Annotated in this window: 18 protein-coding genes; 15 read left to right on the top strand and 3 right to left on the bottom strand. The window is 36.0% G+C overall.

Annotation, left to right across the window (positions count from 1 at the left end; translation table 11 throughout):
• Positions 1-72 precede the first annotated feature (72 nt).
• From GN105_RS04375 to GN105_RS04350, 6 genes are all read left to right on the top strand, one after another.
• Positions 73-1,569: an NAD(P)H-hydrate dehydratase gene (locus GN105_RS04375; RefSeq protein WP_155284193.1), complete on the top strand. Its 1,497-nt coding sequence runs from the start codon at positions 73-75 to the stop codon at positions 1,567-1,569.
• 152 nt (positions 1,570-1,721) lie between these two features.
• The gene (locus tag GN105_RS04370) at positions 1,722-2,882 is read left to right on the top strand and encodes a glycosyltransferase family 4 protein (protein WP_227977312.1); all 1,161 of its coding nucleotides are present in this window, start codon (positions 1,722-1,724) and stop codon (positions 2,880-2,882) included.
• Between the two features lie 36 nt (positions 2,883-2,918).
• Positions 2,919-5,483 carry a DNA mismatch repair protein MutS gene (gene mutS, locus GN105_RS04365; RefSeq protein WP_173014964.1) on the top strand — a complete coding sequence of 855 codons (2,565 nt, stop codon included), beginning with the start codon at positions 2,919-2,921 and terminating at the stop codon, positions 5,481-5,483.
• Between the two features lie 21 nt (positions 5,484-5,504).
• Positions 5,505-6,110, top strand: coding sequence for a hypothetical protein (locus GN105_RS04360; protein WP_227978805.1), 606 nt, complete (start codon positions 5,505-5,507; stop codon positions 6,108-6,110).
• Positions 6,111-6,125: 15 nt separating this feature from the next.
• Complete coding sequence (locus tag GN105_RS04355) at positions 6,126-7,058, top strand: beta-1,6-N-acetylglucosaminyltransferase (RefSeq protein ID WP_155284191.1); 933 nt, start codon at positions 6,126-6,128, stop codon at positions 7,056-7,058.
• A complete protein-coding gene (locus GN105_RS04350) occupies positions 7,048-8,325 on the top strand; it encodes an O-antigen ligase family protein (protein WP_155284190.1) in 1,278 nt (425 codons plus the stop codon). Before GN105_RS04355 ends, GN105_RS04350 begins: the two co-directional genes overlap by 11 nt.
• Here the strand turns inward: GN105_RS04350 and GN105_RS04345 are convergent.
• Together GN105_RS04345 and GN105_RS04340 are read right to left on the bottom strand one after the other, a co-directional pair.
• Positions 8,291-9,256: a WaaS/CpsH family glycosyltransferase gene (locus GN105_RS04345; RefSeq protein WP_155284189.1), complete on the bottom strand. Its 966-nt coding sequence runs from the start codon at positions 9,254-9,256 to the stop codon at positions 8,291-8,293. The genes GN105_RS04350 and GN105_RS04345 overlap by 35 nt on opposite strands.
• Before the next feature lie 41 nt (positions 9,257-9,297).
• On the bottom strand, positions 9,298-10,056 hold the full coding sequence (locus tag GN105_RS04340) for a glycosyltransferase family 2 protein (RefSeq protein ID WP_155284188.1): 759 nt from the start codon (positions 10,054-10,056) through the stop codon (positions 9,298-9,300).
• A 319-nt stretch (positions 10,057-10,375) separates the two neighbouring features.
• Here GN105_RS04340 and GN105_RS04335 point away from each other — a divergent pair, with 319 nt between their 5' ends.
• The 7 genes from GN105_RS04335 to mdxK all read left to right on the top strand — a co-directional run bounded on the left by GN105_RS04335 (position 10,376) and on the right by mdxK (position 17,679).
• The gene (locus GN105_RS04335; protein ID WP_155284187.1) at positions 10,376-11,878 is read left to right on the top strand and encodes an MFS transporter; all 1,503 of its coding nucleotides are present in this window, start codon (positions 10,376-10,378) and stop codon (positions 11,876-11,878) included.
• 165 nt (positions 11,879-12,043) lie between these two features.
• Positions 12,044-12,670, top strand: coding sequence for a beta-phosphoglucomutase (gene pgmB / locus GN105_RS04330; RefSeq protein WP_155284186.1), 627 nt, complete (start codon positions 12,044-12,046; stop codon positions 12,668-12,670).
• An 89-nt stretch (positions 12,671-12,759) separates the two neighbouring features.
• Positions 12,760-13,257 (top strand): GNAT family N-acetyltransferase, encoded by a 498-nt coding sequence (locus GN105_RS04325; protein WP_155284185.1) that lies wholly within the window; start codon positions 12,760-12,762, stop codon positions 13,255-13,257.
• A gap of 23 nt (positions 13,258-13,280) precedes the next feature.
• Positions 13,281-13,817 carry an HXXEE domain-containing protein gene (locus GN105_RS04320; protein ID WP_155284184.1) on the top strand — a complete coding sequence of 179 codons (537 nt, stop codon included), beginning with the start codon at positions 13,281-13,283 and terminating at the stop codon, positions 13,815-13,817.
• Positions 13,818-14,120: 303 nt separating this feature from the next.
• Complete coding sequence (locus GN105_RS12945; RefSeq protein ID WP_227977314.1) at positions 14,121-14,279, top strand: hypothetical protein; 159 nt, start codon at positions 14,121-14,123, stop codon at positions 14,277-14,279.
• Between the two features lie 24 nt (positions 14,280-14,303).
• The gene (locus GN105_RS04315; RefSeq protein ID WP_227977315.1) at positions 14,304-15,050 is read left to right on the top strand and encodes an NTF2 fold immunity protein; all 747 of its coding nucleotides are present in this window, start codon (positions 14,304-14,306) and stop codon (positions 15,048-15,050) included.
• Between the two features lie 319 nt (positions 15,051-15,369).
• Positions 15,370-17,679, top strand: a complete 2,310-nt coding sequence (gene mdxK, locus GN105_RS04310; RefSeq protein ID WP_155284183.1) for a maltose phosphorylase MdxK — start codon at positions 15,370-15,372, stop codon at positions 17,677-17,679.
• Positions 17,680-17,751: 72 nt separating this feature from the next.
• On the opposite strand, the gene GN105_RS04305 is transcribed toward mdxK, so the two are convergent.
• The gene (locus GN105_RS04305; RefSeq protein WP_095895814.1) at positions 17,752-18,444 is read right to left on the bottom strand and encodes a zinc metallopeptidase; all 693 of its coding nucleotides are present in this window, start codon (positions 18,442-18,444) and stop codon (positions 17,752-17,754) included.
• 379 nt (positions 18,445-18,823) lie between these two features.
• On the opposite strand from GN105_RS04305, the gene GN105_RS04300 reads away from it, so the two are divergent.
• Together GN105_RS04300 and GN105_RS04295 are read left to right on the top strand one after the other, a co-directional pair.
• On the top strand, positions 18,824-19,744 hold the full coding sequence (locus tag GN105_RS04300) for a hypothetical protein (protein ID WP_155284182.1): 921 nt from the start codon (positions 18,824-18,826) through the stop codon (positions 19,742-19,744).
• A 14-nt stretch (positions 19,745-19,758) separates the two neighbouring features.
• Complete coding sequence (locus GN105_RS04295) at positions 19,759-20,910, top strand: hypothetical protein (RefSeq protein WP_155284181.1); 1,152 nt, start codon at positions 19,759-19,761, stop codon at positions 20,908-20,910.
• The last annotated feature ends 32 nt before the right edge of the window (positions 20,911-20,942 follow it).

Below are 20,942 nucleotides of genomic sequence, written 5' to 3'. Positions count from 1 at the left end.
AAAAGATATATCTTTGGGGAATTATTAATTAGTAATTTCGGATTTTTTAATCTTTGTTTCGCTTGCATAATTATGAAAATTTTATTTACAGAACAAATACAACAAGCATATAATCAAACTACCAAAAGGCAGCGAACCACACGCAAAAAGTTGACGGACAGAGCCGCTGAACAAGTTTTCTTGTGGTTGCAAAACAATACGGATTTGAGTAAAAAAGTTGTTGTATATGCAGGCGTAGGCAACAATGGTGGCGACGGACTTGCAGTTGCCCGAATGCTTGCCAAAGCAAAAAGAAATGTAGAGGTTTATATCGTTAATTTCAACGAAAATCCAACAGATAATTTTTTGAAGAATTTAGGAGTTCTTGTGCGAGGCAAAAAGGTAAAAATCACGGATTTATATTCTTGCTCAGAGGCTCCTGAGGTTATGGCAAGCGACATCGTTTTAGATGCTGTTTTTGGAACGGGACTTAACCGATATGTTGCCGATTGGATGCAGTGTATCTTTGAAAAAATCAATGAATCAGGGGCTTACGTGGCAAGCATAGATGTTCCTTCAGGCTTTTATTTGGATAGAGTTCCAATGGAGGACGAAATTTTCATCAAATCGGATATCGTGCTTACATTCCAAACGCCAAAGTTAATTTTTCTCCTTCCTCAAACCGGAAAATATATTCCGAATTGGGAAGTTTTAGACATTGGTTTGGAACCATCTGCATTGAGAGATATTAATTCTGAATACCAGTTAATTACTGATAGCTACGCAAATGAAATTTACAAACCGAGAGATAAGTTTTCACACAAAGGTTCTTTCGGACACGCCTTGCTTGTAGGGGGAAGTTACGGAAAAATGGGAGCTATGGTATTGGGCGGAGTTGCTGTACTTCGTTCAGGTGCAGGGCTTTTGACGATGTTTGCTCCTAAATGCGGATATGAAATCTTACAAACAGCCGTACCCGAAGCAATGGTCATTACCTCTAAAAGCAAAAAATATCTTTCTCCTACTCAAATTCCGATAGTACCTTCCGTTGTAGGCATAGGTATAGGAATGGGAAATCAGCCTCAAACAGCAGAAGTTTTGTTTGAATTGTTTGAGCAATATTCAAATTTGCCATTTGTGATTGATGCCGATGCTCTCAACATACTTTCCGAAAATCCGGAGCAGGCACATAAAATTCCTAAAAATGCAATTCTTACACCGCATCCCGCGGAATTGGAAAGGCTTATTGGTAAATGGAAAGACGATTTTGATAAAATGGATAAAGCTAAAAAATTTGCCAAGAAGCACCAAATAATTTTAATCATAAAAGGGGCTTATACAATGATTACCAACGGAATACGATTTTGGATAAATTCCACAGGCAATGCAGGAATGGCTACGGCAGGTAGCGGAGATGTACTTACAGGAGTCTTAACCGGATTACTCTCGCAGAATTATAGCCCTTTAGAAGCCGCCATTTTAGGTGTTCATACACACGGAAAAGCAGGGGATAAAATCGCTTCTAAACAAGGACAAGAAAACTTGATAGCAAGTGATTTATGCAGAGAAATAAAACTTAAAACGGAATAACTATCAAATACTTGTGATGCTTATTTTTATTTGATGTAATTAAATATAAAGAAAAGGGATATTTAGTGTTTAAGTTTGCCTACAAAATCAAACAAAATTAAAATTGTGGCATTTGTTTTATTTCTATATCTTTGTCGGGTGTAAATACTAATATGGAAGAATTTACTTTTTTACAAACTCCGGAAATAGTTGCAGCTTGGGTCTTTTCATTGTCCTTTGCTGTGTGCTATTTGGCAATGCCTAGCATCATATACGTTGTGCGGAGAAAAAAATTGATGGATGCTCCCAACGAACGAAGCTCTCATTCACAAAGTACTCCTACAATGGGAGGGATTGCTTTCTATGTCAGCCTGATGTTTACTCTTTTCTTTATTCGAGAATATGATGTTGATTATGTAGGAGTTAACATAGCTTCGGCGGTTAGCGTTATGTTTTTTTTAGGGCTTAAAGATGACCTTACGGGAGTAAATCCCAGTACTAAAATTATAGGTCAGTTTTTGGCTACTTTTGTGTTGTTATTCGAGGCAAAACTAAGAATATATTCATTGGATGGCTTTTTATGGCTTGATGAAATTCCCTTTTGGTTTTCGGTTATTTTCAGCTGTTTCATAACGATGTCCATTGTTAATTCTTTTAACTTGATTGATGGAATAAATGGTTCGGCGGCAATGGTCGGTATTGTTATTTTCGGGTGTTTTAGCTATGTTTTTTACCAATCGGGAGATGAGTATTATTTCTTATTCTCGCTACTATGTGTAGGCTTTTTGTTGGCGTTTTTAAGATACAACCTGTCCTCCAGAAAGAAAATTTTTATGGGAGATGCAGGCTCAATGGTTGTGGGCTTCATTATCGGGATTTTAGCTCTGAAATTTCTTTCATTGTCTTCTTTGAGTTTGGAAAAAGCTCATATCAATCCTTCAAACAAAATGTGGGTGTTGCTTGCCATTGTATTCGTTCCGTTTTTTGACACAACGCGTGTTTTCATAGCAAGAACTATCCGCCACGGAAAACCTTTTAAAGCTGACCGAAATCACATACATCACGTAATGATTGATTATATGGGACTTTCACACGCAAGGGCGAGTTTGCTTCTGGCAACAATCAATCTGATAATTTTTCTGGTTGTTATGCTTCTCAGTACAATATCTGAATCTTTTTATTTATTTGCATACATAATGCTGATTTATACCGCATTAGTGCTGATGTTGTTCTACTTCAATAAAAGTTACATAACAAGGAAAAGCAAGCAGAAAATACGTAAAATATTAAATTCATCAGGATTAAATAAAAATCATAATAAAATAAAACAATAAACTGTGGCAAAAAATACGGCAAAAGAAACCCCCTTAATGAAGCAATACAACCAGATTAAGGCAAAATATCCGGATGCGTTGTTACTTTTCAGGGTGGGCGATTTTTACGAAACCTTTGGTGAAGACGCCGTAAAAGCGGCACAAGTACTTGATATTGTGTTGACCAATCGCAACAACGGAAGTGAGCGTACCGAACTTGCCGGATTTCCACACCATTCCATCAATAATTATCTACCCAAGTTAGTAAAGGCGGGTTACCGTGTTGCCATTTGCGACCAACTTGAAGACCCCAAAACCGTAAAAGGCATCGTAAAACGTGGCGTTACCGAGTTAGTTACTCCGGGAGTTGCGTTAAACGATGATATTCTTCATTCCAAATCGAATAATTTTTTGGCTTCGGTTTGGTTGGGAAAAACCACTAACGGAATCAGTTTTTTGGATATTTCTACGGGCGAATTTTTGGTAGCTCAGGGAGATAAAGCTAACATTGATAAGCTTTTACAAAATTTCAAGCCCAGTGAAGTTTTGGTTGCCAAAAAGCAAAAAAAAGAGTTTTCGGAAAGTTTTGGGGAGGATTTTCATCTTTTCTATTTGGAAGATTGGGTGTACAAGGAAGATTATGCCCGTCAAACCCTCACCCAGCATTTTCAAACCAATTCCCTGAAAGGGTTTGGGGTTGAGGAACTTACTGAAGCCTTACTAGCAGCGGGTTCTGTGCTTTATTATCTGTCTGAAACACAGCACAACAAATTACAACACATTACTTCCGTTCAGCGTATTGCGGAAGATGCTTACGTGTGGCTTGATAAATTCACCATTCGTAATTTGGAACTTTACACGGGAACGTCCAGCCAGTCGGTAACACTTTTAGATGTTATTGATAAAACGATTTCCGCAATGGGAAGCCGAACTCTGAAACGTTGGCTGGCACTTCCGCTGAAAGACATTATCAAGATAAAACAACGCCACGAGGTGGTCGCTTATTTTATCGGGCATATTGACGTGTTACAAAAAATCAAGGAAAATATCTCGAAAATAAGTGATATTGAGCGACTTATTTCAAAAGTAGCGACAGGAAAAATCAGCCCGAGGGAAGTCGTTCAGCTTAAAAATTCGTTAGAGATTATTCCTCCGATAAAAGAAATATGTCTGAAATCCGATAATCCCGACCTGAAACTTTTGGGCGAAAAGTTGCATTTGTGCCAATCGCTTTGCCAGCGTATCACGCAGACAATCAGTGAAGAAGCTCCTGTAAACGTTCTCAAAGGAAATGCAATAGCCGAAGGATTTTCAGCTGAATTGGACGAGCTTCGTGGGCTTTCCGTTTCAGGAAAAAACTATCTGGACGAAATGCTCAAACGCGAAACTGAAAAAACAGGAATTTCTTCCTTAAAAATTGATTATAATAACGTTCACGGATATTATATTGAGGTACGTAACACGCACAAAGATAAGGTTCCGCAGGATTGGATTCGCAAACAAACCTTGGTGAATGCCGAGCGTTATATTACCGAAGAATTAAAAACTTACGAAGCTAAAATTTTAGGAGCAGAAGAAAAAATTTCGCAGTTGGAACAAGCCATTTTTGCCGAACTGATTGCTTGGATAGGAAGTTACATTCCTAAGGTTCAGCAAAATGCAACGCTTGTGGGGCAGTTGGATTGCCTTTGCGGATTCGCCTCACTTGCCCTTGAAAATAATTACAATCGCCCTGAAATAGATGAATCGTTTGTGTTGGATATCAAAAATGGGCGGCATCCTGTGATTGAAAAACAATTGCCGGTGGGAGTGCCTTACATTGCCAACGACGTGTATCTTGACCGTGATTCACAGCAAATTATAATGATTACGGGACCTAATATGTCGGGTAAATCGGCGATTTTGCGTCAGACGGCACTCATTGTTTTGTTGGCTCAAATTGGGAGTTTTGTTCCGGCAGATTCGGCACAGATTGGCGTTGTAGATAAGATTTTTACGCGTGTGGGAGCCAGCGATAATATTTCGATGGGGGAATCGACCTTTATGGTGGAAATGAACGAAGCAGCACTGATTTTGAACAACATATCTGAGCGGAGCTTGGTGCTTTTAGATGAAATCGGGCGGGGAACAAGCACTTATGACGGAATTTCCATCGCTTGGGCAATAGCCGAATATCTGCACGAACATCCGTCGAAGGCAAAAACCTTATTTGCAACCCATTACCACGAACTCAACGAAATGACTGAAAGTTTTGAGCGGATTAAAAACTTCAATGTTTCGGTAAAGGAAACGAAAGATAATGTATTGTTTATCCGAAAGTTGGTTTCGGGAGGCTCGGCACACAGCTTTGGAATTCACGTGGCGAAAATGGCGGGAATGCCTCAGTTTGTTATTCAGAAAGCCAACAAAATGCTGAAAAAGTTGGAAAGTTCGCACGCTTCGGAAAATACTTCGCAAACGTTGAAATCTGCCCAAAAAGAAATGCAACTGAGCTTTTTCAATATGGACGACCCGCTTCTGGAAGAAATCAAATCGGAAATTTTACAACTGGATATCAATACTTTAACTCCCGTTGAAGCACTGATGAAGCTCAATGAACTTAAACGGATGATAGGACCATAGTTGAAACATTAAAATTGTTTTGTGAAATATTTAAGTTATGTCATATCATTTTTATTTCACCCGATATGGTTTCCCATATATGGAATGATACTTTTTTTGTTGGTAGCTCCTGTATTTTTGCCTGTCGAGGAGATGAAAAACGCTTGGACGATGTTAGTTATTGTTTCCGTGGCTGTTCCTACTTTGTTGTATCTTATCTTACACATTATAAATTGGATAGATTCCCCTTTTGAAGTTCCGATTGAGAAACGAAAATGGATTCTTTATGCCTATATTTCTCTTCTGATAATTATTGCATTAAAAATCATTACAATAGATAAATTTCCGATATTATATTTATACATAATAAACTTAGCGATAGGTTGCTTTGTGATTGTTTTTATGCAATTTTTAAAGTTATTAGGGAGTTTATCTGTAATGTTGATGGGAGGAATTACGGGATTTACCATTTTTTTGAGCGTCTTTTATAATATTGATTTGATGTATGTTATATCTATTTTGATTTTTGTGGGTGGTTTGGTTGCTTCTGCCAGAATATACCTAACACAACAAACTCTTTGGGCTTCTTTTTTAAGTTGGGTTGCTGGTTTTTTGCCACAAGTGATATTACTTTATTTGCTTCAGTAATGAAAATCTCTGTTTATGCAAAAGAATTACATCATTTTAGCTCATAGAAATCCAAAACAACTTGCTCGTATGATAGATAAACTTGATGACGGGCAGGCTTACTTTTACATACATTTGGATTTAAGAGTGAAAATTGATGATTTCCAGAAAGAAATTAATAAACCTAATGTTTTTTTTATTTCGAAGAGAGAGAAGTGTTTTTGGGGGGACTTTTCTATCGTAAAAGCAACGTTAAACTTGATGGAAGCCGTCAAGAATGATAACCGAAAGGGATTTGTTATATTGATGAGCGGACAAGATTATCCTATTAAAAATCAGGTGGAAATTAATAAATTCCTAAGTGTTAATAAAGACTATAATTTTATAGAAATTATACCGATAGAGAAGAAATGGAAAAAGAAAGTGGTAAAAGACAAGATTTTCCACTACCATATTTTGCATTCTTCTAAGCGTAGTGATAGTAACTCGTATGCACCTTTTTTTCATACAAATATAAAGCAGAAAATCCGTATTTTAATTCATTTTCTGAAAGGAAGGTTGTCCTTTAAAAATCTCAAAAAATTGTTTCAATTACCTAAAAGGGAGCCTATTTTTCTGAAACAATATGCAGGTTCACAATGGTGGGCTTTTAATGAACAAACATTTCAGAAAATGGTTTTCTATCTGCGAGAAAATAAGGAAAACTTAGAGGATTATTATAAGTTTACTTCTTCTCCCGATGAGATTTTTTTTCATTCTGTACTGATGCATTTGCAGGAATCGGATGTGGGAATTAAGATAAAACCTTCAGTTACATACGTAAATTGGGATAGAAAAGGTTGTCAGCTTCCTGTTTTATTTCAATCGACAGATTTACAGGAACTTATTCAACAAGAAGAAAAATTATTTGCTCGAAAATTTGATGTAGAAATAGATTCGGAAATTTTGGATTTGTTAGATGATATATAGGCAATTTATGGAATCTTTGGAGAAAAAATTAAACAATGTCATAGGGGAAATTATTAATTATCTTCCTGTATTGGGATGTCTTTCGGTGTTATCTACTGACATTTTTTATATAAGTAATACTCGTGATTTATGGTATGTGATTCCTATTACATTATTAATAGAATTTATTTATAATAAACGTTGGAAGACCTTTACTTATAACAAAATGCATATCTATTACGGAGTTGTATTTTTGTTCTTTCTGTTGTTCTTTTTATATTATCCTTTTGAGCAACATACTTTGTATTTTGATTATCTGCTAAAAACTCGTATTCCACTATCAGGGCTGGCTTTATGTGGAATTTTAGGATTTACGAATTATCATAAACTGAGTTATTATTTGAATGCAATTATAGTTGTTGCCTTGTTTTCTGTTTTTTACTTGGTTGTATTGAAGATAGGTTTTTTTGAATTTTTAAATTCGGGTAACAGAGCAGAATTGTTTACACAAACTCGTATTTCCTTTGTGAATCATCATATGAAATATAACATATACCTAAATTTGGCTTTAGTTAGTATCTGGTACATTGTTTCAAATAAATATAAGAGTCTTTCAAAAATAAAATGGATTTTTTATGTATGTAGTTTTTTGTTGATTTTTAGTATATTGCATATTTCAGAAGGGCGAAATGGCTATTTGACTTCGTTGTTTATTGTAGGATGTATTTCTTTAGTAGAAACCTGGAAAAGATCTAAATTTTGGGCAATTTTTGTAGGTGGAATTGTTATTATTCTAATTTTTTTCAAAATTTCAAGCCACGGACGACTCTCTGAAAATGATTTAAAAGAAAATCCACGAATTTTTCTCTGGGAAATAGCTTGGGAAACTATAAAGGAAAATCCTTTATTGGGAAGAGGTGCCAGCCAAGCACAATATGTCTTTACAGAAAAGAGATTAGCTCATCCTCTCAATGAAACGTATCAATATTTTTATAGTTATCTTGGTGATTATATGCACGCTGATAACCAATACTTTCAAACAACAATGGAATTTGGATTTATGGGGCTGATATTGTTACTGATTATTTACTTTTATCCATTCTTTTTAGCTGACAAAAAGCATAAAGTTTTAGCTTTTTTGATGATTTTTGTTATAGTTTTTCAATCATTTTTTACAGTTGTACTAACAGACGAGTATGCTTCCTTGGTTATGATTATGTCATATATGATTTTACTTGTCAAAGACGATGTCGTTATTCAAAGAAGCAACGATATAACCACGAGCTAAAGGCATATTTTTTGATGATTTCAGGAGCAACTTTCTCGTAATCCGAAAACAAAAAAGATTCTAAATCTGCTGAATTATCTTTGTGTAATATGAAAATATTATTCGGATTGTAGAAATCATAATTTACCACCGAGGCGTTATTTGTAATTATTTTCTTTTCATATTTTAAGGCTTCAAAAAAACGTAATGAAAGTCCGTTGTGTTTTTTCATTTTGAAATCCAAAAGAATTTTAGCTTGTTTTACCTGTTCCAAATAGTCAAAAAAGTTCATTTGCTCTTGTAAAAACTGAATATTTTTGTTGATAAAGGGTAACGTTTTTCTATGATAAACCAGTTTGACATTAAGAGGGATATTATATTTTTCTAATTCTTCTACTGCATAAATTACATCATCAACTCTATTTTCTATGTAACTTCCCATATAAAAGATAACATTTTTTTCCTTTTCTTTTAATGTATTTGAATCAAAATCAAAATAGAAATTACTATTGAGTTTAATATTTGGGTATTTTTTGACATACTTTTCAAAGTCATTCGGGTCAAAAACATAAAATTTTTCAAATTGGCTAATGCAGTCAAACACGGAAGGAAAACGCTCTAATCCATCCCATTGGTATGCTACTACATTTTTTCCAATTTTCAAAATATGGTTTAAAGTTGATTTTGAAAGTAGGTCGGGGCGAATGACAAAAGCATAATCAACCGATTTTTCTTTTAGAGATTTAATTTCATTAAGGATGTGTTCCGAATAATAGGCTTTGATGAGTTTTTGTTTATAAGTTCTGTCGCCTAAGAATGTTTTTTTTACAAAATTAATGACTTTATCTTTCGTTTTATATTTAAAACTATGTGGTTTTAAGGGAATCAGATTAAACCCAATATTTTTGAGGTTATGAGCAAAAACTTCATACAAATTGAAGTCGTTAGGCATAACAAACAAAAAATTTTTATTTTTAAATATACTCAAATCCATTAATTGTAACTTTTATTCAATTCCTGATATTCATAAATCTTTGCTAAACAGGAGAATTTATATTGTGCCTTAAGACAGGCAAAGATGAATCCTTTTTTTCCGTCCAGAAATCCTTTTTTGATGAAGTAATATTTTAGAAACCAAAATAATGGAGAAAAAATAAGACTGAAAGTTGTGACTTTTTTATTCTTTTTACGCTCAATTTCAGCATTGCTATAAGTGTCAGTTTTTCTTAAAATTGTGCTGATAGAATCATTTGCTAAATGGTCAGAAGCTAAATCAATTCTTCTTCTGGGAATTTTTATTACATCGCCTTTTACCTTTACAGTGGAATGAATCTCATTAGGCCAATATGCTCCTTCTTTTCTGAAAAATCGCAATTTGAAGTCAGGATATGCCGAACGCATCCATTTGCCTATAAAGAAATTCTTAAACGGAATATAAACTCCTCCCAAGTTGGGAGTTTTGATAATGTTATATAGATATTCTTTTAACTTTGGAGGGACAGTTTCATCAGCATCAATTACCAAAACCCATTCGTTTGTAGCTTGATGAATAGCGAAATTCCGAGCAGGTTCTACATACGTAAAACGCTCGTGATAAACGATTTTGCAATTGTATTTCTTAGCAATTTCGATGGTTTTGTCTGTGCTATACATATCACAAATCACAATTTCATCAAAATCTTTTACTGTTTCCAGAACCGTTTGTAGGTGTTTTTCAGCATTATATGTATTGATGACTACGGATATTTTCATTCATTTTTTATTTACGAATTATTTGATTGTTCTGATTTTAAACAAAGAAGTAAAGAATATTCCCGTATCGCAAAGATATGTTTTTTTGTTGAATAAACGGATTCTTTTGCAAAAGAAAGAGAGTGACAGAAATAATATAATTTTGTTTTTCTTGAAAATATTCATACATTTGTCGCAACAATTCACATACTTCTCAAAAATAGTAATCTGCCCATTTGATATTTAAAGTAGGGGAGGTTGCTTCCTGTTGAAAAATACGTAATAAATTGCTTTGTTGGCAGTATGCCAATTGGGGTAGTCATATGTAAATGTAATTGAGATGGAAAAACGAAAATTAAGTTTTTGGGAAATATGGAATATGAGTTTTGGTTTTTTGGGTATCCAATTTGGGTTTGCCTTGCAGAATGCCAATACCTCACGGATATTTGAAACATTGGGAGCCAACGTGGAAAGCATTCCTATCTTGTGGATTGCCGCTCCCGTTACGGGACTGATTATTCAGCCCATTATCGGGTACATCAGCGACAGAACTTGGACACGTCTTGGGCGTCGCCGACCGTACTTCTTAATCGGTGCGATTTTATCTTCTATCGCACTGTGTATTATGCCAAATTCGCCTTCACTCTGGATTGCCGCCGGAACGCTTTGGATGATGGATGCCTCTATCAATATTTCAATGGAGCCTTTTCGAGCTTTTGTTGGCGATAATCTTCCTGACAGCCAAAGAACTACGGGATTTGCGATGCAAAGTTTTTTCATCGGAGTGGGAGCGGTTGTAGGTTCGGCATTGCCATATATTTATACGAATTATTTCGGAATCAGTAATACGGCTCCCGAAGGGGTTATCCCCGATTCGGTAAAATGGTCGTTCTATGCCGGTGCGATTGTGTTTTTGGTGGCAGTTTGCTGGACGGTTTTCTCAAGTAAAGAATATTCTCCCGAAGAACTAAAATCCTTTGAAAATCAGAAGAATGAAGAAAAATACACTGAAACGGTTACTCCAACAGAAAAAGCCAACCGATTAACCACGGCAGGAACTATCGCTTTGGCAGTTGGGTTGCTTTTAACTTTTGCTCTCTTTCAAATAGAATTAGAAAAAGAATTATTCATACTTTCTTTCGGGTTGATAGGTTTGGGAGCTTCCTTTTTGCTGACGGCTTTTGCCCATCGTAAAGGATTTTCCGAAAACGGTTTCGTAACCATCACTACCGATATGCTTTATATGCCCAAAACGATGAAACAACTGGCTTGGGTGCAATTTTTCTCGTGGTTTGCCCTTTTCTCGATGTGGATTTACACTACGGCTGCCGTAACAGGGCATATTTACGGAGTTCCCGAAAAAGACACTACGTCAGAGCTTTACAATCAGGGAGCAGACTGGGTTTCAGTACTTTTTGCCGTTTACAACGGTGTAGCGGCGTTGGTAGCGTTTTTGCTTCCGGTGATGGCGAGAGCAACAAGCCGAAAGGTAACACATCTTATTTGTTTGGTTTTCGGAGGATTAGGATTGATTTCTATTTATTTCATTTCCGATCCTAATATGCTCATTCTCTCAATGATAGGCGTAGGGATTGCGTGGGCAAGTATTCTTTCGATGCCGTATGCGATTCTGTCGGGAGCATTGCCTTCCAACAAAATGGGATATTATATGGGCGTATTTAATTTCTTTATTGTACTTCCGCAGATTGTTGCCGCTACGATTTTGGGTTCTATCGTTAGTAAATTCTTTAACCATCAACCTATCTATGCTCTGATAATTGGCGGATGTGCAATGATTTTAGCAGGATTTTTAACCCTTCGGGTGAGAGATTCCATCAAGTAGGCAATAGGGATTAGTGGTTAGTGATTAGGGATTAGCGGTTAGTGATTAGATATTTGTCCTTTACACTTGTAACTTGGTTCTTTATCCCTTACACTTTATCCTTTATCCTTGCAACTTGGTTCTTTATCCTTGTAACTTTACACTTTATAACTTAATATTTAACAAATGAAAGCATACATATTTGATTTGGACGGCGTAATTGTCGATACGGCAAAATTTCACTTCTTGGCGTGGAAAAAAATCGGGGAAGAATTTGGGTTTGAACTCACACACGAACTCAACGAACAACTTAAAGGTGTGAGTCGTGTGGATTCACTCACAAAAATTCTCGGCTGGGCGGGCGTTTCGGTTTCTTCTGAAAAGTTTGATGAGCTTGCCACCCGAAAAAATGCCGATTACCTGAGCTATGTAGAGAAAATGAACGAAAACGACATCTTGCCCGGAGTAAAAACCTTTCTGGAAAAAGCCAAAAAGGAAAATATTGGTATCGCATTGGGTTCGGCAAGTAAAAATGCACGTCCTATTTTGCAGAAACTTGGAATCATTTCCTACTTTGATGTCATTGTGGACGGAAATGACGTTACCAAAGCCAAACCCGACCCCGAAGTTTTCGTGATTGCTGCACAAAAGTTGGGCGTGGATAACGAAAAGTGTGTGGTTTTTGAAGACTCCGAAGCAGGCATTCAAGCAGCTAAAACAGCAGGAATGAAAGCCATAGGCATTGGTTCGCCCGAGGTTTTAACACAAGCCGATGAAGTCTTTTCAGGGTTTGATGCGATTCTAAATCAGTAGAGAAACTACCGTTTTATATACGTAATCCCAAGTTTATTGGAGTGTTTTATCAGAAGATATATAGTAAGATATATTAACAAGCTACAAAAATGGAAAAGTTAACAAACATACGTTTGATGGAAGTAAGTGAATATCCACTATTAGAGAATTTTCTCTATGAAGCTATCTTTTTGCCCGAAGGAGTAGCTCCACCGCCACGAGATATTATTCTTCTGCCTGAATTACAACTCTATATTGCAGGCTTCGGAACGCAAAAGGCTGACATTGCTGTCGTAGCCGAAGTAGGCGGAGAAGTTATTGGTGCAGCGTGGTCGCGTATCGTTAATGACTATGGGCATATTGACAATCAAACACCCTCACTTTCTATCTCGCTTTATTCGGCATATCGAAATCAAGGTATTGGCACAAAATTATTTCAAAAATTGCTTGACCAACTTGCCAACGAGGGTTACGAAAAAGCGTCATTATCTGTACAGAAAGCCAATTATGCAGCAAGAATGTATTTAAAAATGGGTTTTCGTATTGTTAAAGAAAACGAGGAAGATTACGTAATGGTAATTGATTTGAATTCGGCAAAAAAACATTAGCAATCAAACGAAATCCGAATGAGATGACAGAGTTACAGTTACTGATGGTATTGCTTCCTGCGGTGTTTATGGTGCACGATTTTGAGGAAATTATAATGTTCGAGGCGTGGCTTTCCAAAAATCGGGAAGAATTGAGGCAACGTTTCCCGAAACTCGAAAATTTCCTTGCCCGAAACGGATTTTTTGCCTATTCCACAGCCGATTTTGCCGTAGCAGTAGCCCACGAGTTTTTATTGCTTTCAGTCGTCTGTTATTTGTCAGTTTGGTTTGGAAGTTATGGTTGGTGGTTTGCCGGATTTATGGCATTTTTTGTACATTTGTTTATGCACATCGGGCAGTGGCTGGCGTACGGAAAGTATGTTCCGGTGATAATTACCTCCCTGCTGTCGCTTCCGTACTGTTTCTATACCTTTTGGGTCTTTTTTGAAGCAGAAGTTTTAACAATCGGACAAATGCTATGGTGGACGTTGATAGGAACGCTGTTAATGCTTGCGAGTTTTCCGTTGGCATTCTTTTGGGCATCAAAATTTCATAAATTTCGGAAAGAAACACAAAGGTAACGCAGTTCAACAGCTTCAGAATGCAGATGTACTTTTATAAAACAATTAATTTCTGTTTAGAAATTAGCAGAAAGTAGTTAGTGATAACCAATTTCTGTTTAGAAATTGATAGAAAGTAATTCATTTTAGGAAATTTCTGTTTAGAAATTAACGAAAAGTAACTCAGGACAACAAATTTCTATTTAGAAATTGATAGAAAGTAATTCATTTCAGGAAATTTCTGTTTAGAAACTGACAGAAAATAATTAGGAATAAAAAATTTCGGTTTAGAAATTGATGGTATCTGTCGCAAAATAATAAAATATGAATCAAAAACCGTTTACATTGGAAACTGCTTTGGAAGCCGTGAGCGAACGCTTCTGTAAAGGGCATCATTATAAGCATAAACCCGTAACCGATGCGATGGTTGAGCAGATTTGTCAAGTGAAATCACTGGTAAATATGGGCTTTATCGGAACATAAATTACCGATGAGGCACTCAAATATTTGGCAACGCTGCCCAAATTAAAACTTTTGTTTCTTGAAGAAGATAAAAAGATTACGGGCGAGGGCTTTAAGCATTTCTTACAGCATCCGAAGCTCGAACATTTGGGACTTGACAAAACCAATGTCAATGACGAAACATTAAAAATCATCGTTCAGATTCCGAAATTGAAAACGATTTCGCTCAAAGGCACAAAAGTTACTTTTGAAGGGCTGATGGCAGTTGCTTCCTCCCGAAAAATCGTTTTCTATTTAGAGGGTTCATTTTCAGAAGAGCAAATAAAAACTTTTGAACAAGCTCAACGCAATGCGGGCAAAAAGAAACCTGCCGTCAATCAAGAAGATTTTGAGCATAACAAGCAATTATTACTCAATTTCTTTGACGAAATGACCAAGTGGGAAGCCTTTGCAGGTAATAGAGATGCTCTTGAAGATGCTTATGACGGATATGATAGTCAAAACAGGGAGCTTCAAAGCCGTTGCCGAGAAATTTTTAAAAAATATTGTACGGATAAAAAACGAAGCGGTTATCGCCCGGAAGGAATTTCGTATTCACTGATGAAAGGCGGCACATACGGAAGACATAAAATCATTGATAGCGAACAGATAACCAAGAATAAAATGTATATTTATACACAAGATGAATCAAATCTGCAACATCGTTTCTTATTCATTCGAAAAGAAGACCAATGGCTGATAGATGACGCTCAATGTAACTTCGGAGGAAGATGGGATAAATGCGGTTTGTAATTTAACGGTTAAAACATTCATCAAGAATTGCAATTGCTGTTTAAAAATAGATAGAAAGTAAATTAAAATAATAGGTTGTGTTATAAAAGTATGATGGTGGTTCTGATTGTCAGGCTGAGCGTAGTCGAAGCCCTGTAATGATAAGGCTTCGTTACATACTCCGTTTTCAAGGGCTTTGCTCAGCCTGACAAAAACACTTCTTTTTTAAGGCATCATACTTTTACATCACCTCCAAACAATAAATTTCAGTTAGAAAACTTATTAAACACAGACATAAAGAGTTATAAAATCATAATTGTTAAACAAAAACATACATAAAATGAATCAAGATTATATCGTACCGGATAATTGGTGCATCATTGAGGAAGGATTTGAGAAAGACCGCGTTATGCAGTCCGAGAGTTTGTTCAGTTTGGGCAACGGTGCGATGGGGCAGCGTACCACTTTTGAAGAACATTATTCAGGAAAAACTTTTCAAGGAAGTTATATCGGAGGTGTCTATTATCCCGACAAAACCAAAGTAGGTTGGTGGAAAAACGGCTATCCGGAGTATTTCGCAAAGGTGTTGAATGCACCGAGTTGGGTGGGCATTCGCGTAAAAATCAACGGAGAAGAATTGGATTTGAACACCTGCAAGTCAGTAAAGGATTTCAAACGTGTATTAAATATGAAAGAAGGTGTTTATACGCGTTCGTTTGTGGCGATTTTGCCAAACGACACTGAGGTTCAGGTCAAAGCTACCCGATTTTTGTCGTTGCAATACGATGAGGTGGGCGTTATCCGTTATGAGGTTACGCCGCTAAATTGCAATGCTGAAATTACTTTTGAGTCGTATTTGGATAGTTCCATCGAAAACCACGACACCAACTGGGAAGAGAAATTCTGGAACACTCTCGAAGTGGCAAAATCAGACAACAGAGGGTTCATCGTGGCAGAAACCAAAAAAACAGCCTTCCGTGTGTGTACCTTTATGGAAAACCGATTGGAGGTTGCCGGGCAAAATGCAGCCCTGAAAGAAGTAAAACAGGAAGAAACGTACATTGGTTTTGTGTATGAAGTTTCGGCAGAAAAAAACCAAACTGCCCGATTTGAAAAGTACGCAGGATACGTAACTTCGTTCAATCATCCGAAAGAAAAATTGATTGACGAAACCGAACAATTACTTCTGAAAATAAACGCATTGGGCTTCGATGAATTGCTCAAAAATCAAAAAGAAGATTGGGCGGAAGTATGGAAAATGGCAGACATTACCATCGAAGGAGACGTGAAAGCCCAACAGGCAATCCGCTTTAATATCTTCCAACTGAATCAAACCTATTCAGGAAAAGATGCCCGTTTGAATATTGGTCCGAAAGGATTTACGGGCGAAAAATACGGCGGAAGCACTTATTGGGATACTGAAGCCTATTGTTTGCCTTTCTATATGGCAACCAAAAATGCCGAAGTGGCTCGCAACCTGCTGAAATATAGATATGACCAACTCGGGAAAGCTATCGAAAATGCGGAAAAATTAGGCTTCAAAAACGGAGCGGCACTCTACCCGATGGTAACAATGAACGGGGAAGAATGCCACAACGAGTGGGAAATTACCTTTGAGGAAATCCACCGAAACGGAGCCATTGCCTTTGCCATTTACAATTATGTGCGTTACACGAACGACTTTTCGTACGTTCCTGAAATGGGCTTGGAGGTGCTTATCGGAATTGCACGTTTTTGGCATCAGCGGGCAACATTCTCAACGGATAGAAATAAATATGTAATTCTCGGAGTAACAGGACCTAACGAATACGAAAATAATATCAATAACAATTTCTATACGAACTACATCGCTGCTTGGTGTATCAAATATGCCAAAGAATGTTTGGATAAAGTGAAAACTTCTTATGGTGATGATTTTCAGAGAATTTGGAAGAAAACTAACATTTCCGAAAAAGAAATTGTCCAATGGCTTGAAGTAGCTGAAAATATGTATTATCCGTTTAGTGAAAAACACAATGTGTATCTGCAACAAGACGGCTTTTTGGATAAAGAACTCATCACGGTAGCGAACTTGGACAAAAAAGAACGTCCTATCAATCAGCATTGGTCGTGGGACAGAATTTTACGTTCGCCTTACATCAAACAAGCCGATACATTGCAAGGTTTCTACTTCTTTGAAGATCATTTCACGAAGGAAGAATTGGAACGTCATTTTGATTTCTATGAGCCGTTCACGGTACACGAGTCATCGCTTTCGCCTTGTGTACATAGCATTTTGGCGGCTTCACTTGGCAGAATGGAGCAGGCGTACACATTCTATTTGCGTACTTCTCGCCTCGATTTGGACGATTACAACAAAGAAGTTCACGAAGGATTACACATTACCTCAATGGCAGGAACGTGGATGAGCATCGTGGAAGGTTTTGGTGGTTTGCGTATGCGAGACGGAAAACTCCATTTCACACCGCAAATTCCTAACCAATGGGAAGGATATTCGTTTAAAGTGAATTTCCGCGGACAGATTTTGCAAGTTTCTGTTACTAAAAAACAAGTAAAACTCTCATTGGAAGGAACATCTTTATCAGTGAATATCAACGGAAAAGATGTAACTGTTGAAAACGGAAAAGAAGTTATTGTGAATTTACAATAATAAAAATAGAAAAGGCTACTTGAATAAAGTAGCCTTTTTTATAAAAATATTATTTTGATTTTTTCGTTTTTATTAATCTCTTGAAGAGGTTAAAATTCTGAATGCCCAGTATAATAATGTAGCAAGTGAACCTAATGCGGCTACGAGATAAGTTCTTGCAGCCCATTTTAAAGAATCCTCAGCACCTGCGTATTCTTGTTGTGAAACCATATTTTTGTTTTTAAGCCACGCCAAAGCTCTGTTACTGGCATCATATTCAACAGGTAATGTGATGAAACTGAATAAGGTAGCCAATGCTGACATAATAAGTCCAGCAAGTGCCACATAAATCCCGAATTTAGAAGCTGCCATTAGCATCAATCCTCCCATAATTACCCAAGTAGAAAGATTGGAAGAAATACTAACAATAGGCACCAGCTTGGAACGCATTGTAAGCCATTGATAAGCCTGAGCGTGTTGCACTGCGTGTCCGCACTCGTGAGCAGCAACAGCTGCTGCGGCTGCATTACGCTGATTATAAACAGCTTCGCTTAAGTTTACGGTTTTGTTCATTGGGTTGTAATGGTCGGTAAGCATACCGGGAGTGGAAACTACTTTTACATCGTAAATGCCGTGATCGTGTAACATTTTTTCGGCAATTTCCGCCCCTGACATACCGTTACGCAAATGCACTTCCGAATAGTGTTGAAATTTTCGTTTTAGTTGCCAGCTTACTGCCATACTAATCAGCCCGAAAAGACCAAGAACAAGGTAATATCCCATCATAATAATTTGTGTTTTTTAGGTTACTCCGTTTTGTGTAGCAAAATCTTTGCCAAATTTGGTGCAAATATATTGTTTTTTATAAGAAACTGACTTTTTTACAGATTTATTTTATGAAATTTTGCCAACAATGATTTTTGACTATATTTGCTGACAGTATAAAACATAATGTATGAGAAAGAATATTTTTATTTTTCTGTTACCATTTCTTTGTTTTGCACAAAAGCAGTACAATTATGAGAATATCAAACTTAATTCTCCTTATCTTTTTTATGAGGATAAACGTGAGGAATAAGAAATTATTTTATCACTCATAGATGCCTATTTTTCCAAAAATCTTTCCCATCAAGACAAAATAACCTTTTGGAAAAAACCTGAGAATTTGTTTGCATTAAAAAATGATGACTTATATTGGATAGAAAATGAGGCTGATAACGGAAATTACATACCTACAATTTTGTCAATGCTTTATATTGATGAAAAATATCAAATTCGAATAGCTTGGTTGGGAAATACTCCTGAAGATGACAAAATATTGGCTACTTACAATTTTTTGGTAAATAAAGATTATCAGTTCGAAAATATGTTTGATAATCATTTTGATACATTTACAAAAAGAAAAATTAAAAATCTGACATTTTATTACAAAAACTCGAAACTTTTCCGTAAAGAAGATGTGAAAAAAGCTTTGAAATTTAACAAGCAAATGGCGGAGTTTTTTGATCTACCCGAAATTGATTTTTCGTGTTTTATTTTTGATAATTATTTCGAGCAAAAACACTTGAGAGGTTTTGATTTTGATACAGATATGAGGGTAGGAAGTGAAAAAGGAGGTATGGCCTTTCCTTATTTAAAAGTTATTTTCTCGGGCAATGGCACGGCTTATTATCCACACGAAATAGTACATTTGTACACTCGCCAAAAGGCAAAACACAAAAATTCATATCTTGATGAAGGGATAGCTGTCTATTTTGGTGGTTCAGGGGGACTCTATTTCCCTCAAATTATGCGAGAACTATATTCATTTTTGCAACAAACAGATATTGATATTTATCAAATTATTGAAGCAAATGACAATCTATTTGTTAAAACGGATATAGACTTCCATTATGCTTTTGCTGCTTTGTTATGTCATACCATTTTGGAACATCATAGCAAAGAAAAACTTTTCGAACTACTTGATTCAGGTAACGATAGGGAAGAATTTCTGTGCAAGATTGAAGAAACTTTTAATATACAACCTTCTGAATTTCATAATTTCTTTTTGAAAGAATTGGAGAAATATGTAAAAAGCAAACCATAAAAAACTCTGTAACGATGTTAAAATATTTGAAAATCATTTTATTAATCCTTTTTCCTGTCTTTTGTTTTGCACAAAAGCAATATAATTACGAGAATATAAAGCTCAACTCTCCCTATCTTTTTTATGAGGATAAACGTGAGGAACAAGAAATTATTTTATCACTCATAGATGCTTATTTTTCCAAAAATCTTTCTTATCAAGATAAAACAACCTTTTGGAAATACAATGGAGAGGAAATAGACGTTAGAGGAGGAGATTTATATTTTATAGAAGAAAAGGCAAAGATGGGAAGTTACACACCCACCATTTTGTCAATGTTATATATTGATGAAAAATATCAAATCCGAGTGGCTTGGATGGGAAATACTCCAGATGATGACAAAATACTGACAACGTATAACTTTTTAGTAAATAAAGATTATCAGTTCGAAAATATATTTGAAAATCAAATAAATACATTTACAAAAAGAAAAATCAGAAATCTAACATTTTATTACAAAAACCCTAAACTTTTCCGTAAAGAAGATGTAAAAAAAGCCTTGAAATTTAACAAGGAAATGGCTGATTTTTTTGAGCTACCCGAAATTGATTTTTCGTATTTTATTTTTGATAATTATTTGGAGCAAAAAATTTTGAGAGGTTTTGATTTTGACACGGATATGAGAATAGGTGAAGCTTATGGAGGCTTAGTTTCCACAGAGCAAAAAGAAATTTTCTCAGGAAATGGCACAGCCTACTATCCACACGAAATGGTACATTTATATACGGCTGAAAAAGTCGAAAACAAAAACCATCTAATAGATGAGGGTATTGCTACCTATTTCGGAGGTACACGAGGGCTAAACTTTTCTGAACTGATGCAAATCTTTTATTCATTTTTAGAAAAAGAAAATGTTGATATCTACACGATGCTTAATAAAGGAGAATTTACTGTCATCAATACAAAAGCTGATTCGTATTACGCTTTCTCGGCTTTATTATGCCACACCATTTTGGAATATCACGGCAAAGCAAAACTTTTCAAACTACTTGATTCAGGTAACGATAGGGAAGAATTTCTTTGTAAGATTGAAGAAACTTTTAATATACAACCTTCTGAATTTCATTCGTTCTTTCTAAAAGAGCTGAAAAAATACATCCAACATAACAAATTAGCAAAAAGATAAATATTTGAAGAATAATTAAAAAGGTTCAGACG

The organism is Capnocytophaga felis (assembly GCF_009684755.1).
GTDB classification, from domain to species: Bacteria; Bacteroidota; Bacteroidia; order Flavobacteriales; family Flavobacteriaceae; genus Capnocytophaga; species Capnocytophaga felis.
This window is presented reverse-complemented; position numbering and strand designations above follow the sequence as displayed.

Coding starts and splice junctions, on each gene's coding strand:
- GN105_RS12945 (WP_227977314.1), top strand. CDS start 14,121: ATGAATCAAAAACCGTTTACATTGGAAACTGCTTTGGAAGCCGTGAGC.
- GN105_RS04320 (WP_155284184.1), top strand. CDS start 13,281: ATGACAGAGTTACAGTTACTGATGGTATTGCTTCCTGCGGTGTTTATG.
- GN105_RS04305 (WP_095895814.1), bottom strand. CDS start 18,444: ATGATGGGATATTACCTTGTTCTTGGTCTTTTCGGGCTGATTAGTATG.
- GN105_RS04335 (WP_155284187.1), top strand. CDS start 10,376: ATGGAAAAACGAAAATTAAGTTTTTGGGAAATATGGAATATGAGTTTT.
- GN105_RS04345 (WP_155284189.1), bottom strand. CDS start 9,256: ATGCCTAACGACTTCAATTTGTATGAAGTTTTTGCTCATAACCTCAAA.
- mdxK (WP_155284183.1), top strand. CDS start 15,370: ATGAATCAAGATTATATCGTACCGGATAATTGGTGCATCATTGAGGAA.
- mutS (WP_173014964.1), top strand. CDS start 2,919: ATGAAGCAATACAACCAGATTAAGGCAAAATATCCGGATGCGTTGTTA.
- GN105_RS04340 (WP_155284188.1), bottom strand. CDS start 10,056: ATGAAAATATCCGTAGTCATCAATACATATAATGCTGAAAAACACCTA.
- GN105_RS04375 (WP_155284193.1), top strand. CDS start 73: ATGAAAATTTTATTTACAGAACAAATACAACAAGCATATAATCAAACT.
- GN105_RS04350 (WP_155284190.1), top strand. CDS start 7,048: ATGATATATAGGCAATTTATGGAATCTTTGGAGAAAAAATTAAACAAT.
- GN105_RS04325 (WP_155284185.1), top strand. CDS start 12,760: ATGGAAAAGTTAACAAACATACGTTTGATGGAAGTAAGTGAATATCCA.
- GN105_RS04355 (WP_155284191.1), top strand. CDS start 6,126: ATGCAAAAGAATTACATCATTTTAGCTCATAGAAATCCAAAACAACTT.
- GN105_RS04370 (WP_227977312.1), top strand. CDS start 1,722: ATGGAAGAATTTACTTTTTTACAAACTCCGGAAATAGTTGCAGCTTGG.
- pgmB (WP_155284186.1), top strand. CDS start 12,044: ATGAAAGCATACATATTTGATTTGGACGGCGTAATTGTCGATACGGCA.
- GN105_RS04295 (WP_155284181.1), top strand. CDS start 19,759: ATGTTAAAATATTTGAAAATCATTTTATTAATCCTTTTTCCTGTCTTT.